Origin of the sequence: Gilliamella sp. wkB171 (assembly GCF_001693755.1) — a bacterium.
GTDB lineage: Bacteria > Pseudomonadota > Gammaproteobacteria > Enterobacterales > Orbaceae > Gilliamella > Gilliamella apicola_F.
Genome location: NZ_LYST01000051.1, coordinates 56,092 through 74,585, shown reverse-complemented (window position 1 = coordinate 74,585; position 18,494 = coordinate 56,092). Strand labels below are relative to the sequence as shown.

17 protein-coding genes are annotated in these 18,494 nt (G+C 34.9%); 7 read left to right on the top strand and 10 right to left on the bottom strand.

The window, feature by feature from the left end; genetic code table 11:
• The first annotated feature begins 245 nt into the window (after window positions 1-245).
• From A9G03_RS10425 to A9G03_RS10405, 5 genes are read left to right on the top strand one after another with little or no spacing between them, the layout of a single operon-like run.
• Entirely contained in the window at window positions 246-680 is a 435-nt protein-coding gene (locus tag A9G03_RS10425) for a PTS sugar transporter subunit IIA (protein ID WP_218837125.1), read from the top strand.
• Window positions 681-690: 10 nt separating this feature from the next.
• Window positions 691-1,164, top strand: coding sequence for a PTS system mannose/fructose/N-acetylgalactosamine-transporter subunit IIB (locus A9G03_RS10420; protein ID WP_065635005.1), 474 nt, complete (start codon window positions 691-693; stop codon window positions 1,162-1,164).
• A gap of 44 nt (window positions 1,165-1,208) precedes the next feature.
• Window positions 1,209-2,003, top strand: a complete 795-nt coding sequence (locus tag A9G03_RS10415) for a PTS mannose/fructose/sorbose/N-acetylgalactosamine transporter subunit IIC (protein ID WP_065635004.1) — start codon at window positions 1,209-1,211, stop codon at window positions 2,001-2,003.
• Window positions 2,000-2,815, top strand: a complete 816-nt coding sequence (locus tag A9G03_RS10410) for a PTS system mannose/fructose/sorbose family transporter subunit IID (protein ID WP_065635003.1) — start codon at window positions 2,000-2,002, stop codon at window positions 2,813-2,815. The genes A9G03_RS10415 and A9G03_RS10410 overlap by 4 nt, the downstream gene beginning before the upstream one ends.
• 9 nt (window positions 2,816-2,824) lie before the next feature.
• Entirely contained in the window at window positions 2,825-3,886 is a 1,062-nt protein-coding gene (locus A9G03_RS10405; RefSeq protein WP_143425850.1) for a tyrosine-protein phosphatase, read from the top strand.
• A 142-nt stretch (window positions 3,887-4,028) separates the two neighbouring features.
• Here A9G03_RS10405 and ydiJ read toward each other — a convergent pair whose 3' ends face one another.
• The 8 genes from ydiJ to uvrA form a co-directional block, all read right to left on the bottom strand.
• A complete protein-coding gene (ydiJ, locus tag A9G03_RS10400; protein ID WP_065799172.1) occupies window positions 4,029-7,100 on the bottom strand; it encodes a D-2-hydroxyglutarate dehydrogenase YdiJ in 3,072 nt (1,023 codons plus the stop codon).
• A gap of 119 nt (window positions 7,101-7,219) precedes the next feature.
• The gene (locus A9G03_RS10395; RefSeq protein WP_065799171.1) at window positions 7,220-7,831 is read right to left on the bottom strand and encodes a YiiX/YebB-like N1pC/P60 family cysteine hydrolase; all 612 of its coding nucleotides are present in this window, start codon (window positions 7,829-7,831) and stop codon (window positions 7,220-7,222) included.
• Between the two features lie 88 nt (window positions 7,832-7,919).
• Complete coding sequence (locus A9G03_RS10390) at window positions 7,920-8,336, bottom strand: DUF4878 domain-containing protein (RefSeq protein ID WP_065799170.1); 417 nt, start codon at window positions 8,334-8,336, stop codon at window positions 7,920-7,922.
• A 146-nt stretch (window positions 8,337-8,482) separates the two neighbouring features.
• On the bottom strand, window positions 8,483-9,190 hold the full coding sequence (gene truC, locus A9G03_RS10385) for a tRNA pseudouridine(65) synthase TruC (protein ID WP_065799193.1): 708 nt from the start codon (window positions 9,188-9,190) through the stop codon (window positions 8,483-8,485).
• A 21-nt stretch (window positions 9,191-9,211) separates the two neighbouring features.
• A complete protein-coding gene (locus A9G03_RS10380) occupies window positions 9,212-10,030 on the bottom strand; it encodes a pyridoxal phosphatase (RefSeq protein ID WP_065799169.1) in 819 nt (272 codons plus the stop codon).
• Window positions 10,031-10,121: 91 nt separating this feature from the next.
• On the bottom strand, window positions 10,122-10,727 hold the full coding sequence (gene recR / locus A9G03_RS10375; protein ID WP_065634997.1) for a recombination mediator RecR: 606 nt from the start codon (window positions 10,725-10,727) through the stop codon (window positions 10,122-10,124).
• Between the two features lie 212 nt (window positions 10,728-10,939).
• On the bottom strand, window positions 10,940-11,518 hold the full coding sequence (gene plsY / locus A9G03_RS10370; protein WP_065635018.1) for a glycerol-3-phosphate 1-O-acyltransferase PlsY: 579 nt from the start codon (window positions 11,516-11,518) through the stop codon (window positions 10,940-10,942).
• 170 nt (window positions 11,519-11,688) lie between these two features.
• On the bottom strand, window positions 11,689-14,529 hold the full coding sequence (gene uvrA, locus A9G03_RS10365) for an excinuclease ABC subunit UvrA (protein WP_143425852.1): 2,841 nt from the start codon (window positions 14,527-14,529) through the stop codon (window positions 11,689-11,691).
• Window positions 14,530-14,849: 320 nt separating this feature from the next.
• Between uvrA and A9G03_RS10360 the strand changes: the two genes are divergently transcribed.
• Complete coding sequence (locus A9G03_RS10360; protein ID WP_065799167.1) at window positions 14,850-15,587, top strand: cyclase family protein; 738 nt, start codon at window positions 14,850-14,852, stop codon at window positions 15,585-15,587.
• Window positions 15,588-15,702: 115 nt separating this feature from the next.
• Here the strand turns inward: A9G03_RS10360 and A9G03_RS10355 are convergent, their stop codons facing one another.
• Together A9G03_RS10355 and A9G03_RS10350 are read right to left on the bottom strand one after the other, a co-directional pair.
• Window positions 15,703-16,641: a sugar kinase gene (locus A9G03_RS10355; RefSeq protein ID WP_065799166.1), complete on the bottom strand. Its 939-nt coding sequence runs from the start codon at window positions 16,639-16,641 to the stop codon at window positions 15,703-15,705.
• A 27-nt stretch (window positions 16,642-16,668) separates the two neighbouring features.
• Window positions 16,669-17,139: a YhcH/YjgK/YiaL family protein gene (locus A9G03_RS10350; RefSeq protein WP_065799165.1), complete on the bottom strand. Its 471-nt coding sequence runs from the start codon at window positions 17,137-17,139 to the stop codon at window positions 16,669-16,671.
• Window positions 17,140-17,812: 673 nt separating this feature from the next.
• On the opposite strand from A9G03_RS10350, the gene A9G03_RS10345 reads away from it, so the two are divergent.
• Window positions 17,813-18,247, top strand: a complete 435-nt coding sequence (locus A9G03_RS10345; protein ID WP_065799164.1) for a hypothetical protein — start codon at window positions 17,813-17,815, stop codon at window positions 18,245-18,247.
• Window positions 18,248-18,494 lie beyond the last annotated feature (247 nt).

The window sequence follows — 18,494 nt, the reverse complement described above, 5'->3', positions numbered from 1 at the left end:
TTATTAGCCTACCTAATTAATCACTATTAATCATATTGATAGTGAATTTTATCACGTTAACCATGCCGCTATTTAAATTGTAATTAACCCAGTCCAAAAAACTTTTTTTTATAAATATGATCGAGTTCACAAATTTTTAAAAATCTAAAAAAAAGAGATGACTTACATTGCACATGGATGTAATTTTATTACTAAATATAAAACACATATAAGTAATATTATTACTAAAAAGCTAAAGGAAATAGATGATGCAAACACAAATACCAATCATTCTTGCTAGTCATGGCCCGTTTGCACAAGGTGCACTTGAATGCGCCGAAATGCTGATGGGTGAACAATCAAAAGTGCAAGTGATTTCGGTTTTAATCGATAGCAATATCGATAATTTACGCCAACAAATGCAAGAAAGTTATCAAAAATTAAATAATGGTAAAGGTGTAATTATTTTAGTCGATATTCTTGGAGGAACACCATGCAATCTTGCCAGTGAACTTTTATTAAATCATGATGATGTATTGCTATTTTGCGGTTTTAACATCCCTGTTTTACTTGAAGTTTTCAATAATCGAGAAGGAACTCTTAACAACGTTAAATCAGCCATTGAAGAAGTCTTTCCACAAAGCTGTATCGACGTACGCCAAGTTCTTAATTCTCAACGCGAACAATCTAATGAGCTGTAAGGAGAACACCATGCCAATTAATGTAGCTAGAATTGATGATCGTTTAATTCATGGACAAGTAATTACTACTTGGGTGAAAAATTACGATATTGAACAAGTACTTATAATCAATGATAAGGCCGCTGCGGATAAAGTACAACAATCAGTACTAACCATGTCTGCACCGCCAGGATTAAAAGTATTGGTTTTTGGTGTTCAACAATTCATTGATATCTTAAAAAAGACCCCTATCAAAAAACGTACTATGCTACTTTTTACCAATAGTATTGATGTTAATGCTTTAATCGAAGGCGGACTTGAACTAGAAAAATTGAATGTCGGTGGTATGCGCATGCAAGACGGACGTCATCAATTATCAAGAGCGGTATCTGTTACGCCTGAAGAAGAGCAGGCTTTTAGAAATATTATCGCGAATAATGTCGAAGTTGAAGTTCAAATGGTGCCAAAAGATCCTGTGGTTGATCTTAAAACCCTACTTAACTGATTTTCGCTTTTATCGCTCTAACTAATCAATTTGGAGGTTAACTTATGTTAACACAGGCTATTCTTGTCGCCATTTGGGCGGGAATTTGTTCGATGGATGACGTCGGACCACAAATGTTACGAAGACCATTATTAACCGGTACGGTAGCTGGAATTATTATGGGAGATATGGTTCAGGGACTCGCCATTAGTGCTACCCTAGAATTAATGTGGATGGGTATTGGCAATGTAGGGGCTTATTCAGCACCCGACATTGTTGCAGGCGCAATTATTGGTGTGTCTTTAGGAATTACAACAGGTGGTGGTATTGCAACAGGAATTGCGCTTGGCGTGCCAGTCTCTTTGCTCTGTCAACAATTACTCATTATTTGGCGTTCGTTTGCTTGTTTCCTTAATCCATGGGCTGAACGTTCTGTATTAAGCGGAAGTTATAAAGGTTTAGCTAGAGTTCACTTTTTTTCAACTCCAGTCTGGTTTTTAATTCGAGCTGTGCCGTGTTTTATCGCGATTTATTTTGGTAGTGATTTAGTTAAAACCATTCTTGATGCTATTCCAAAAAGTATTATTGACGGCATGGGCGTTGCATCAAAATTAATTCCAGCGGTCGGTATTTGTATCTTATTATTAATGTTGTTAAAAGGACGCATGTGGTTCTTCTTTTTACTTGGTTTTATGTTAACGACTTACTTAAAGTTACCAATTATTCCAATCACCTTTATCGCCCTTGCCTTTGCTGTGCTTTATGACATGGCGTCAAGTGGTAACAATAATAACAATAACGCCGAACAATCAGACAATAAACCTGCATTAAATAATACTGAAGAGGACTATGATCTATGAGCACTCAACATAAAATAACTAAAAAAGATCTTAATCGTATCTTTTGGAATCTGCAAACCATGTCTTTTTCTTATAACTATGAAAAAATGCAGATGATAGGATTCGCCCACTGTATGACGCCGGTATTAGAACGGCTTTATCATGATGCTGATCAAGAAACCCGTGTGCGAGCTATGAAACGCCATTTGGAATTTTTTAACACGCAAATTAATGCAGGTGCATTAATATTAGGTGTAACCGCTGCAATGGAAGAAAAAACCAGCGAAGATGAAAAAGAAGCTGTTGTGTCGGTTAAAGCTGGCCTGATGGGACCTTTCGCAGGTCTAGGTGATAGCTTACTTAAATTTACTTGGATGCCAATTTGCGGCAGTATTGGCGCAGCTTTTGCCTTACAAGGTAACATTATTGGTCCAATTTTGATGTTTTTGATTTATAACTTGGTGAATGTACTATCAAAATACTTTTTTATTCATTATGGTTATAACAAAGGGGTTGATCTAATTGAACAATCTAAAAATTCTAACATTATTCAAAGGATAAGTAATCTCGCTAATGTTGTAGGCGTTATGGTCCTTGGCTCACTAATTGCAACAACGGTAAAAATATCCACACCACTATCGATTAATGTCGGTGAACAATCCATCAAAGTACAAGAGATGTTTGATAAAGTCATGCCAAACTGTTTGACCTTACTTTTTGCCTTAGCTACGTTCTTTTTAGTTAAAAAATTTCAAGGAAAATACACTGTTACTTTAATTTTAGGTGTCATGGTAATTGGCGTAATTTTTTCAATGTTTGGTATATTAAAGTAAGGATGAATCATGATTACAAAAACACAAATAGCATCAGTTATCCGCAATAAAGTTGGGCAATTAGAAGTTTCGTTTAACATTGCTCAAAACCAACCTGTAGATTTATATTGGACTGATGAAGCTAATGCCAATTCTGTACATAAAACGTTAGTGAGTAAAAACATAAAAAGTCCTTTTACTTTTGATGATCCATTACAGGGTAAAAAACGAATTTATTTAATTTTGGCCATTGCAGGACAAGATAACTTTATATTTGCTGAGAGAACATTACCTATTACTGGACTAAATAATTTTCGTGATTTTGGTGGCTACCTAGGTGCATCAGGTAAACGTGTAAAATGGGGGCAACTTTATCGCTCTAACCATTTATATGGTTTAAAACCAGATGCTGAACAATATATCAAAGCGTTAGGAATTAAAACCATTATTGATTATCGTAGCATAAACGAAATCAAAACCAGTCCGAATACTTTTGTCGGTGAAAAACATACCTTCCATTTAGATGCATCAGCACAAACAGCGGAACTAGCCGCACAATTTGCCGCTGATCCAAGTGATGAAGATCGTGCGTTAGTGGAAAGTGTTATTCGTGATATACCAAAAGAGTTGGTCAATGGCGAAGGTAAGCAAGTTCTTGAACAATATCGTAATTTTGTATTAAGCGATAAATCTAAAAATGCTTATCGGCAAATGCTCAACGTTGTTTTAGATGCCAATAATAGCCCTAGCATTCAGCATTGTCGTGGCGGAAAGGACAGAACAGGTTATGGGGTATTATTAATTCAAGTCATGCTTGGTGTGAGTGAAGATGACATCATTTATGATTACATGTTGACACACGATAATCGCTTAGAAAGAAATAAAATTAAAATGGCGGCTTATCGCAAGATTACCGATAATGAAGATGTGCTTGGTTATCTGCTAAGTCTAATTGATACTCGAGAAAGTTTTGTAATTGAAATCCTCAATACCATGAAAAAAGTAGCAGGAACGCCAAGTAATTATATCAAGCAAGAGCTTGGTTTTACTGATGAACACTTCAAATTAATGCAATCTATCTACTTAGAATAATTCATTAACAAATAACCAATAGAAAAGCGCAATTTTATTGCGCTTCTTACAATTAATTTAAGGGCTATTTTGCATTGCCCTACTCACTTAAATTTACCATTCATCAATGAAGTTAGTTATGCTAAAGCATGACAATGACACATTAAGTTAAACAATTAAACGAAACCAATTCCAATAATGCCTGCACAGGGTGTTTTAAACTATAGTTATCAAAGCGCTTAACTTGGCTGCGACAAGAATAACCCGTTGTTAAACAAAATTGTTTAGGATATTTTTCAAGTGCTTTTTGCCAAGATAATTGATACAACTGTTTCGAAGAGTGCAAATTATTAACTTCATGACCATATGTACCTGCCATACCACAACATCCAACACTAATAGGTTGTAATTGTGCGCCAAACTGCTTGAAAATATATTGCCACTGTTGATTACTTGCTGGTAATTGTGTCGTTTCGCTACAGTGACCAAGTAAAAACCATTGTTTATCACCATTACTGATTGTGATATTAGGTTTTGAAATCTTAGTTAAAACATGCGTCAGCCACTCATGTGACAGTAAAACACTAAAATCGCCTAACTTATCTTGTAAAATCAATTTATATTCATCACGGTAGCAAAGCACTAAAGCAGGATCAACGCCAACCATTGGAATATTTAATTGCGCTATTTGCGATAACACATCAGAAGCAGTTTGAGCAGTTTTGGCAAATTGTTTTAAAAAGCCTTTTATATGCTGAGCCTTACCATTAGGGACAAAAGGCAATACAACGGGTTTGAAGCCTAATTTTTCAATCAAACACACAAAATCAAATACGACTTTTGCATCGTAATAGGTTGTAAAGGGATCTTGCACCACTAATACATATTGCGCTTTTTCAGTCGCCGATAAATTCTGTAAATATTCTAATTTAACATTTGCGCTAGGATGCCCAATTAACTGTTTTTTTAATGTTGGAAAAGACAACATTGGTAAACTTGCCATTCCAACTGTTTTATTAGTCAGGTATTCTGTCACCGACATTTTCATAAAAAAATTAAAAAAACGTGGGGCACGAGCCATTATTGGTAAATAGGATTCAATATTACCAACTAAATAATCACGCATTGGTCTTAAATAACGGGTGTGGTAAAGTTGTAAAAACCGAGCCTTAAAATCAGGTACATCTATTTTAATCGGACATTGTGTTGAGCATGCTTTGCATGACAAACAATGGGCCATCGAATCTTTTACCTCGTGAGAAAAATCATATTGGCCAAATTTGGCCTGTAAAGTATAAACAAGCTTTTTAGCAAAACTGACTAAACGACTCTGTTCCTTGGGTAATAATGTATTAAGTTCATCTTCTTTAACACCCAATTCTACCATCAAACGTAGCCATTCCCGCACTAATGCTGCCCGCCCTTTCGGTGAATAAATACGGTTTTGAGACAATTTCATTGATGGGCACATTGGACTATTAACATCGAAATTAAAGCAAAGACCATTACCATTGCATTCAGTGGCACCATGAAATACGCGTTTTACATTAACTGGAATTTGTCGATCATAAAAACCGCGCGTGACTGATTCAATACTTATCATGGGGTCATTACTATTTAATGGTACACAAATTTTACCTGGATTGAGACGATTATCAGGATCAAATGCTGTTTTGATAATACGAAGCCCATGATATAACGTTTCGCCAAAAAATGCTGGGCTATATTCGCTACGAAAACCTTTACCGTGCTCACCCCAAAGTAAACCGCCATACTTAGCCGTCAGCGCCACAACTTGATCCGAAATTTGCTTTACTAACTTTTCTTGCTGTGGATCACACATATCTAAGGCGGGTCTAACATGTAATACCCCAGAATCGACATGTCCAAACATACCATATGTTAAATTGTGGCTATCAAGTAATGCTCGAAATTCATGAATATAATCGGCTAAGTGCTCAGGAGGAACACATGTATCTTCAACAAAAGGAATCGGCTTACGCGCCCCTTTAGCATTACCAAGCAAACCTACTGCTTTTTTACGCATTGCATAAATTTTTTCAATTTCGCCAAGTTCGTGACATGTTTGATAGCCGATGATGCCTGTTGAATGATCTAACATAAGTTGATCAAGAATCAGGCATAACTTATCCATTTTCCCTTTGACAGAATCAAAATCATTACCAGCAAATTCAACAATATTAATACCTTGCATCTGATGATTATCGACCTCTGTAATTAGGTCCTTAATGGATTGCCAAATAATATCTTCTTTGGCTAGACCTAAAACTTTTGAATCCACTGTTTCAACAGATAAAGCGTCTGCTTTGACTAAAAAGGGAGCATTACTTAGCGCGGATTGAAATGAATCATATTTGATATTAATTAAAAATCGATATTTTGGTAATGGAATAATATTTAATTTAGCTTCGGTGACAAACGCTAATGATCCTTCACTACCTGTTATGATTCGTGTTAAATCAAACTCAGTCAAATTATCATTAAAAACATGTTTAAGATCATAACCGGTCAAAAAGCGATTTAATTGAGGAAATTTATCTAAAATCAATTGACGGTTATTTTTGCAATAATCAAAAACAGAACGATAAATAGAAGAATCATGCGCTAATTTTTCGATTTCGGTTAGATTTTTTTTGCCTGTTTCAAGTAATTCACCAGTAATTAATACCGCTTTGAGTGCCAAAACATGATTAGATGTTTTACCATATATCATCGAACCTTGTCCTGAAGCATCGGTATTAATCATCCCGCCAATGGTTGCCCGATTACTGGTTGAAAGTTCGGGTGCAAAAAAATAGCGATAAGCTTTTAAGTATTGATTTAATTGATCCTTAACGACACCAGCCTCAACCCTCACCCAACCTTCTTCAATATTGAGCGCTAAAATTCGGTTCATATAACGTGACAGATCGACAACAATACCACTGTTTAATGACTGCCCGTTGGTGCCTGTTCCTCCACCCCTTGGGGTAAATTTTATCGTTTTAAACTCATCACGTTGAGCTATACTTGCTAGTAATTGTACATCATCAGTTGAACGAGGAAATAAAATAGCTTGAGGCATCAATTGATAGATACTATTATCTGTCGCCATGCTAAGGCGTGATGCATAGCTGTGTTCAATATCACCTGTATAAGCAGAATTTTTAAGCGCTATTAGATAGTTAAGTGTTACCTCATTTATTTGAGGCGAGATGGATAATCGAGGAATCATAATAAATCTGCTATCAACAATTGATTTTTTACACAGTGTAATTCAAGCTGAATATATCGTCAAAGCATGTTGATTTATTATACAATGTTCATTATTTAATTTAGTTATGACTAGAAACTTTAATTGACTTCAGGGTACTTATAGATCCAAGTAATATTAGGATAATTAGCAAACGCATTCGGAAATAAGTAAATGCCAGTTAATAACGGAACATGTGAATACGTCCATTCTGGATTAAAATCAGGTTGAACTTTAACAATGGAATCAAAAAGCAGTGTAGTGCAGTACAAATGGGGGTGATCACGCGATGCTAATACAAATTCCTCACCCTTTTTCGTTAAAATATCCTCAACAATTTGCTGCTTTTGTCGATCTGACAAAAAATTAGGTCTGGCTACCGCATATTTTTCGGCAAACTCTGGAGTGATAAATTCGGCTAAACTAGAAATAATGACTTGGTTTGGATAGTTAATATCATCACTTGTTGTTGCGTGAATAATTTTAACTTCAGGCTCGATGGATATTATCATACCAATATGTGAAAAATCCCCACCACTAACCTGATTAACAATAAGACTATCAACTTGAATCCCTTTTCTAAAGATCCAATCGCCCACTTTTACTGAAGCAGTAAATTGACGATTTAAATCGGGAATAACAAGCGGCACATTGGCCAAAACTAATTTCGTCAATATGATAAAAATTATAGGAAAAAAGCGAATATATTTCATCAAAATCGATTCCTAATAAAAAAGGGTAAATACGCTTTACCCTTTCCTTATTGTATTATCACAATATTGATTATTTAATATTGCTAAACTAGTTAAAATTCATCAACCATTTACCATCAATTTTGATTAAACTTGCACTACCACCCTCTTGTTGCGTTTTATCTTTGAAAAAGATAGTGGTTTTAACTTTTGCCATTGTTTTATCTTCATTGATATATTCAGCAGGGGAAGCTTGAACTTTATCAACGCCACCATGCTCTTGAGCCAATTTTTGTGCTTTACCTATTACTTGTTGCATTTTTGATTTAACTAATTCTTTCATATCAAAATTTTTGTTAGTTTTGTCTTCTGGTAGATACATTAGATTGATAACAGTGTCTAAATCACCGCTATAAACAGCTTTAACACAATTCTCGGCCGTTCTTTCTGGCGATTCTTCGGAAGAACATGCAGAGACTATAAGAGCAAGTAAAAAGACGCTAAAGAATTTCATTACTAATTTCATTGTTTCATTTCCTTACAGGGATCATTCAAAATGTATTAAACTATTAAGCCATATTGCAATAATAAATATGGCTTATACTTTCGTAACATACTATCTTATTTATCTAGATGAATCAAAGAGAAAAAATAAACACTATACTCAATCATCTATTTAAAATTAAGTAGGATATTTTGCCAGCTTTGATCTAATTTAGCTTCAATCACTAGCGGCTGTTGTGTGATAGGATGAATGAGCGCTAAACCACTAGCATGTAACATTAATCGTTTAATACCAAAATAATCGGTGAAAGCTCTATTTTGATGAAGATCGCCATGCTTGCTGTCGCCTAAAATGGGATGAAAGATATGCTTCATGTGACGACGTAATTGATGTTTTCGACCGGTCTTAGGTTTTAACTCTACAAAGCTATATCTTGCTGTTTTGAATTTCCCAACACTGACAGGTATCTCAATTTTACTAATCGCTCGATAAAAAGTTACTGCATCTTGTGCAGGTTTATTACGATCAGCAAACTTATCGGCAATTTTATCGAGCTCTTCAATTAATGGATAATAAATCACTGCTTCACCATCGACATAACCACGAACTATTGCATGATAAGTTTTTTCAATTTGTTTTGAGTTAAATTGCTCTGACATTAAACGGGCAACGTCACTTGATAATGCAAATAATAGTACACCAGAGGTTGGTCTATCTAACCGATGTATAGGAAAGACATGCTGTCCAATTTGATCCCTTAGTGTTTGCATAACAACAATAGTTTGCTGTTTGTCTAACCAGCTACGATGTACCAACCATCCTGAGGGCTTATTAATCGCAATTAAATCATTATCTTGATAAAGAATTTCGAACACAATCAATATTTACCAAGTAATTTATAAAAAGAGTTTTTTCAATTCAGCTGCAATACTTGGGCTATTATTATCACCAATTGCATAATTTGCATGAGATTTAACCTCATCATCAGCATTTCCCATCGCGATGCCCAATCCTGCAATCGTTAACATACTGATGTCATTATAACTGTCACCAAAAGCAACAATTTCGTTTAAATCGATTTGCTCATGTTGTGCCCAATGAGTAAGTCCATTACCTTTAGTATTGCCTTTGATCGCAACATCAGCACGATTTGACCAAGACCATTCACACGAAAACTGGTCAAGTTTATCCACTGCTTGCGAAAATTGCTGCAATGCGGGTAAATTATGACTACTTGTTGCAAATTTGAAAATCGCTTTAGACTCTTCAATCACCTTTGCAAAACTATCTACCTTTTTGATCTCAGGCTGTAAAAAAGTTGGTAGCGCATTAACCCATTTAAAAAATCCTTCCAGATGATCGTCTAAAACTTCATAAGTCATCATTTTATCAGTGTAAATCAAAGTATGGATACCATAATGGTTAACTAGATTTAAAAGTATGTTAGCTTGATCTTTGGTCATTGGTTTAGCCGCTAAAGTTTTATGATTTTCGAAATCATAAAGATACGATCCGTTGCAACAAATAGCCGGCGTTGATAAGTTAAGTTGATAATAATAAGGATAAATCACAGAATGGTGGCGACCAGAAACTAAAATAACTTTTATACCTTTATCACTGATTTTTTTAAGTACGTCAACTGTTTCCGGTAAAATTAGGCGATTACTCGCCAGTAATGTGCCATCCATATCAAATGCAACCGCTTTATACTTCATATCTATCCTCTTGTATTTATACCATTTAACCTTAGAGTAAATATCCAATTGTTAATTTTATACGATAAACAATCTTACTAAATAAATAAGATTAAAATTCTATTTTTTGACGACCAATAAATGAGTGAGATAATGTTGTACCATCAACCATTTCAAGTTCACCACCAACCGGAACGCCATGAGCAATGCGCGTAGCGATAACATTAAATTCAAGGCACATTTGCGCAATATAATTAGCTGTAGCATCACCTTCAACAGTCGGATTAGTAGCTAAAATAACTTCATTTATTTGCTCTGTTGATAATCTTTGTTTAAGCAAATCAAGACCAATATCCGTTGGTCCAATACCATCAAGCGGTGACAAATGACCCAATAAGACAAAATAGCGTCCACTATATTGTCCCGTTTGTTCAATAGCAATGATATCAGCCGGTGTTTCAACCACACAAAGCTGACCACTACTTTGCCTACGAACATTAGCGCAAATATTACAGATATCTTGTTCAGTAAAAGTACGACACTGCTTACAATGGCCTATATTAATCATAGCTTCATGCAATACATGTGCTAAATTAATACCACCTTGTCGATTGCGTTGTAATAAATGGTAAGCCATTCGTTGTGCTGATTTTGGCCCTACACCTGGCAAGCAACGCAAGGATTCCATAAATGATTCTAGTAATGGGCTAATTTGCATAAAATAATTTAGTAACCAACAATTTATTATTTATATTCATCATACCTTGTTTCTATTATTGATAAAACAAGATATGTTCTATTGATTTAATTAACGATTAATCAAATTCATTCAAAAAAAGCGTAAGCAATTTTTCTATTAATTTATATTTTATAAGTCATAATGTTGTTAAATTCAGAACAAATTAACAAACATTTGATACTGTTTTTCAACTATTTTAAATGTTTACGATAAAGACTTTTAGGCTCAACACCTTTAAATAGTCTGGCAATGTTACTGCTATGCCGAACAATAATTAGGCATGAAAGCATCGCAACAGGCAAGGTGAGTTCAGGTTTAAATAACCAAACATAAAATGGCGCTAAAAGAAAACCAACAATAGCAGCAACAGAAGAATAACCGGTGATAAGTAATACAATAAGCCAAGTTAAAATAAAACAACCGGTAAAATCTAACCCAATTGGGACCATCATCCCCAAAGCTGTCGCCACGCCCTTTCCCCCACGAAAATGAAAAAAGCAAGGAAAAATATGACCCAAACAAGCAGCAATACCAATTATGCCTAAAAAGAAAGGGGAAATACCAAGTCGATAAGCAATATAAACAGGAATAGCGCCTTTTAGCATATCAAAAACTAAAACAAATACTGCTGGCAATTTTCCACTAATCCGCAGGACATTTGTTGCCCCCGGATTATGAGAACCATGTAATGAGGGATTTTGTAATCGCATAATACGACTAATAATCATCGCACCTGATAGTGACCCACATAAATAGGCAATAATGATCATCGTTACAATTTGTATTATCAAAATGCCATCCCTCTTAATTTTTAATAATCCAAGTAAAAACAAGCAATGCCGCATTCATATCAACTGCTTGATGCGGCATTAAATTGTCAGTAATACAAATTATACTTAAGCTAAAAACTAATCCCTAATATAATTATTAACAAACAACTTTAACTCTTTTTTTGCTTTTCTAATAATGGTTTTAAATATTGCCCAGTATAAGATATTTTCGATTCAGCAACATCTTCTGGTGTACCTTCGGCAATTATTTGACCGCCACCACTACCGCCTTCAGGACCTAAATCAACAATCCAATCGGCAGTTTTGACAACATCCAAATTATGTTCAATAACAACAATGGTGTTGCCTTTATCCCTCAATGAATGTAATTGAGCTAGCAATTGTTTTACATCTGCAAAGTGTAAACCCGTAGTTGGTTCATCTAGGATATAAAGTGTGCTACCAGTATCTCGCTTAGATAACTCTTTTGCAAGTTTTACTCGTTGCGCTTCACCGCCTGATAATGTTGTTGCTGACTGACCAATGGTAATATAAGCAAGACCAACATCAATTAAAGTCTGTAATTTGCGTGAAATCATCGGTACCGCATCAAAAAATTCTCGTCCTTCTTCAACAGTCATGTTAAGAATTTCATTAATCGACTTACCTTTGTATTTGATTTCTAATGTTTCTCGATTATATCGCGCGCCATGACACTGATCACAAGGCACATAGATATCTGGCAAAAAGTGCATTTCAACTTTTATTAGGCCATCACCTTGACAAGCTTCACAGCGCCCCCCTTTTACATTGAAACTAAATCGACCTGGATTATATCCTCGTGCACGCGATTCAGGTACACCTGCGTAAAGTTCACGAATAGAAGTAAAAAATCCAGTATAAGTAGCAGGATTAGATCGGGGGGTACGACCAATTGGGCTTTGATCAATCGCAATGACTTTATCAAAATAGTTAAGGCCTTTTATTGCTTTATAAGGTGCAATTTCACTCTTTTCTGCACCATTTAACTCATTTTGCGCAAGTGGATATAAAGTATCATTAATCAACGTCGATTTACCCGAACCTGACACGCCAGTAATACAGGTAAATAATCCAACAGGAATATTTAAGGTAACATCTTTAAGATTATTACCGGTTGCACCAATAAGTGAAAGTATCCGTTTTTTATCGACTTTAGTCCGATTTTTAGGAATTTCAATTTTTTCTTTACCAGATAGATATTGACCGGTTAATGAATTTTTACAAGCCATAATCTGTTTTGGTGTGCCTTGTGCAACAACTTCGCCACCATGAACGCCAGCACCGGGGCCAATATCTATCACATAATCGGCCGCCATAATGGCTTCTTCGTCATGTTCAACGACAATAACGGTATTACCTAGGTCACGTAAATGGGTTAACGTATCAATTAGACGGGTGTTATCTCGTTGATGTAAACCGATTGACGGTTCATCAAGAACATACATTACGCCAACCAATCCAGCACCGATTTGACTAGCTAATCGAATACGTTGTGCCTCACCACCCGATAACGTTTCGGCCGAACGTGACAAAGTCAAATAATTTAATCCAACATTAATTAAAAATTGTAGACGATCATTGATCTCTTTCAGTATTTTTTCAGCGATTTGCGCACGTTGACCAGTTAAAGTTAGCTTATCAAAAAAATCTTTGGCTTGTTGTGTACTTAAATCACTAATCGTTGGCAAATTAGTATCATTAACATAGACATGCCGTGCTGTGGTACATAATCGAGAACCACCACAGCTAGGGCAAGGACGATTACTAATATATTTAGCCAGCTCTTCACGAATAGTTTGCGATTCGGTTTCTTTATAACGACGAGTTAGATTATTAATAATCCCTTCAAAAACATGTTTACGTTTAACTACATCACCACGATCATTAGTGTAAACAAATTGGATTTCGGTATTACCAGAACCATTTAATAAAATATCTTTTATTTTTTCTGGTAATTTTTCATAAGGAGTGTCAATATCAAACTTATAGTGCTCGGCTAGTGATGTTAACATCTGAAAATAATAAAAATTACGACGATCCCATCCCTTAATTGCGCCAGCAGCCAATGAAACCTCGTGCATTTGCACAATACGTTTTGGATCAAAATATTGCTGTACCCCTAAGCCATCACATTCAGGACAAGCACCCGCAGGATTATTAAACGAAAATAATCGAGGCTCAAGTTCAGAGATGCTATAACCACAGATTGGACAAGCAAAATTAGCCGAATATAGCTGTTCTTCGGCTTTCGGATCATCTAAATTGGCGACTTTAACAATACCGTTTGTAATTGAAAGTGCTGTTTCAATAGATTCAGCCAAACGTAATTTTAGATCATCTCGAATACGAAAACGATCCACAACGACTTCAATTGTATGTTTTTTCTGAAGTTCGAGTGTTGGAGGATCAGACAGATCATACACATCACCATCAACCCGAACACGAATATAACCACTTGCCGATAGCTGTTCAAACAGTTTAACAAATTCACCTTTACGTTCAGTAACAACGGGGGCAAGCAACATATAACGATTGTCGGCAGGAAGTGCCATTATGCTATCAACCATTTGCGAAACCGTTTGCGCAGCTAAAGGTAAATTATGATTAGGACAACGTGGTTCACCGATTCTGGCAAACAATAATCGCAAATAATCGTAAATTTCAGTAATAGTACCTACAGTCGAACGCGGATTATGCGATGTTGATTTTTGCTCAATCGAAATTGCAGGTGATAATCCTTCAATATGATCCACATCGGGTTTTTCCATAAGCGATAAAAACTGACGAGCATAAGCCGACAGCGATTCAACATAACGGCGTTGCCCTTCTGCATATAAAGTATCAAATGCTAACGACGACTTTCCTGAACCAGAAAGTCCGGTAATCACAACCAGCTTATCTCTAGGAATGATTACATTGATATTTTTCAGATTGTGCGTTCGCGCACCACGAATATCGATATCTTTGATTGACATAGATCTCTTCTTAAAGTGAGTTTTTAGACGAATTAGGAAAAAATTAACTGTATATTATACCAGTAACATTTGATTAAATATACTACTATATAGCTCAATAGTGTCGGTTAGCAAAATTTCAATCATATTAACCAAAATTCTTAATCAATTAGCACGAATAAAGCATTTTTTGCCTCTTACTGTGCGTATTTAAACTTTTTTAAAAATAAATTAGAACTAAAAATTATATTTTTATAACTGAAAATTATTAGTTTAGAGAATTTAATCATCTTACAATAAACCAATCACACGTTTTTTAAAAATAAGGAGCTATTTTGAATAACGAAGTCTTGCAAGCATTAAACTTATTAAAATCGAAAAAATGGGTAGATTTAACTCATGCATTCGATCACAATTCTCCCCATTTTTTTATGTTTAAACCTGCTGAAATAAAAACGCTGTTCGATCATAGTGACGGCTTTTTAGCACAGAATTTTAGTTTTGCTGGTCAATATGGTACCCATTTAGATGCACCAATTCATTTTGTTCCTAATACTCGGTATTTACACGAACTTGAATTACAAGAATTAGTATTACCATTAATCGTAATCGATCAATCTAAACGCGCAGAACAAGATCCCAACTTTTCTTTTTCTAAAGATGATGTTTTAGCTTTTGAAAAGCAACATGGACAAATTGAAACCGGTAGTTTTGTTGCACTGCGAACAGACTGGAGTAAGAAATGGCCTTCACAATCGGCAATGGAAAATAAAGATAAAGAAGGAAACAATCAAATTCCAGGCTGGGGACTTGATGCATTAAAATTTTTATTTGAAGAGCGAAAAATTAAAGCTATTGGTCATGAAACGTTTGATACTGACTCTGCAAAAGCATTTCGAGAAAATAATGCGTTAAAAGGTGAATACTATGTTTTAGAGCAAGATACTTATCAAGTTGAGTTAATGACCAATTTAGATCAGTTGCCAACCAAAGGAGCGGTTATTTTTAATATTGTAGCCAAACCCAATAATGCCTCAGGTTTTCCGGTACGTTCTTTTGCAATATTGCCTTAATCTGTTTATTTAACCCTAAAAATCAGCATTAAATATTTTAAAGCTAATATGTTGGCATACATTATTGTGATATAAATGTGATATAAAAAACGGTCATTATTGACCGTTTTGTTGTTTAATCTTCGATTAATGTTGGTGTAACATCCAAAGGAATAATAGCCCCGCGATACTGAATAACAGTACCTGCAACTAGATGCCCTTGCAATGCTGATTGCGCAGGATTTTGCCCACTTAAACGTGCACCAAGGTAACCTGCACTAAATGAGTCACCTGCAGCTGTCGTATCAATCACTTTTTCTTTAGCTATTTTATTGGCAGGCACATCAAAACGTCCTTCGGCTGATTCAATAATACAACTTTCGCTAGCACGTTTAATCACAATTTCTGTCACACCAAAGTTTTTAGTGCGGTCAATGACTTGTTCATAAGGTAGTTTGCCCCATAATAGATCTTCGTCATCTAGTGTTAAAAATGCAATATCAGTGTAAGATAGAATATCGGCATATACGCTACGCGCTAAATCAAGACTACTCCATAAGCGTGGACGGAAGTTATTATCAAAAATCACTTTACCACCATTGGCTTTAACGCGTTTTAATAGATCCAATAATTTCAGAATACTTTCAGCATCTAATATGGCAATACTGATGCCACTTAGATAGACATAATCGTATTTAGCAATTTGCTCAGCAATTCTTGCTGTTTCAGCCGTTTTTAACCAAAACTTAGCCGCTGCATCATTACGCCAATAATAAAATGAGCGTTCGCCATGTTCATCGGTCACAATCGAATAAAGCCCAGGCATTTTGTCAGACATTTTTTGCACAAGATCGGTTTGGATCTGCTCTTTTTGCCAGCTATCAAGCATCTCTTGACTAAAAGGATCAGTTCCTAATCCAGTCACATAGTGAATCGAAAAATCTTTATTTTTTAATAAACGAGATAAATAAATCGACGTATTAAGTGTATCGCCTCCAAAGCTGCGGGTTGTTGAATCTTGTTTTATCGAAAGTTCAATCATACATTCGCCAATAACAGCGATTTTTGTTGCCATAGTGTTACCTAAAATCCTTACTTCTATTTATAAATAATCCAATGCGATTTTTACCACAACTTTTCGAACCGCTGCAATCTTATTATCGACTGCACAAAGCGGTTTATGCACTTCATTAGGTAAAAAAACAATAAAATCGTTCGGTTGTAATACTAACATCGTTTCTTCTTTTGGAGTCTCGATAAAAGCAATATCATTTTCCGCTATTTTATCATCTAAAACTTGAGTATAAGGAGGTAAAGTAGAAATAGCCATCCCTTCTTGACCAGCTAAAACAATTTGCACATCAATATATTTTTTATGGTATTCAGGCTTTGCTTCATGAATATATCTTGATGAATTATCAGACACCATAAAAAACATATTATCACCATCAATATCATAACGACCAACAGGCGTATTGCTATTAACATTGTCTTTTACATATTCAATGGATTGTTTTATTTTGCCGGGCAAATAAGGGACTAACCCTAAATGATTAATATTACCTAAAATCATACTCAATGATCCTTAACTGAGAAATTGGCACAATACCTGATACTTTCATTATGTGCGATAATGGCATCGGATAGAATAACGACTTAAATTTTTATGAGTATATACTTAAGTCACCTATTTTTGTAGGGGTATTATAAATAACTTTTTTACTCACTTTTATGTTTTTAACAACATGATATACTTTCGGGCGATTAAATTAGGAAAGTGAGTGAAATTATCAATTCCAAAAATAACTCATTATGATGATTAAAATTCTAGCTTAATTTATCTAATGCAGACAATTAATCAAAACTGGACTTAATGCTGTTAGCAATAGATTTAATAACGTGTTTAGTGCGAAAGATTACCGATATTTTATCTATTGGTTATCTGGATAGCGATAATCAACTTTTAACTCGCTTAAGTATTTATCACATTGATACTCAAGTACTTGATTAAGCTTTCACTTAAAAGCTATCGTCATCAGTATTTGCAATAATCTGCCAACACTTTATATCATCACTCTTTTACGATTATAGATAATGAAGATATTTGATAGCGCTTTGTATGTTACGGTTATTTAACATTTGAGAATCAAGGTCAATAATATTTGCCAAGTAAAAACAGGCTTGCTTAATATTCGCTACAAATGGACGAGAGCTTATCAATTTTGTCTTTGAACTAGGATGATTTTATGACTAAAATAGTGGAATTATGGCACAAGCAACAATTGCCAATTAAAGACGGTATTTATTTTGCCAGTGGTCAATCTATTGCGCTCGATGCGGTATTTTTTCCGCAATTATCAATTCATGTAGCTGAACAATTTGACCTTGATGTTATTTTAAATAACGATGCCGATAATTTAACCGATATTGATATCTTCGATAAAATCATCCTCGCTAATGGTGATCAATGCATTATAGGGGAAGGAAGTTATGGTTCAGAAGGCTTTATTGCCTATCTATCGGCTAATCAGGATTTAATTTGGGTGATATATTTTGAAAAATCGAATCCTTTTATCAAAGTATTACCATTAACCAACCAATCAATTATGGTTGAATCAAGCGCCAATTTTCAACTGATTATCGAATTGGCAAATCCGGTCAATCTTAAATTAATAAAATAAATTACAAATTAGCTTTATTTGAGCTAAAGGTGCTCAATTATCTATCAATAAAATGAACAGGATATATGGTATTTCAATTGTAAAACAATTGATTATAATGAAATAACAATCATTCTATAAAAGAATAAAAAATGAGTGAATTCTCTAAATTATGCCAAGACTTAGATTTACCCTTTATTGATGTCTTTAGTCAAGACTGGAAGTATGAAGTCCCAATTAAATATCGAACATCTGAGTGGTTAGCTAA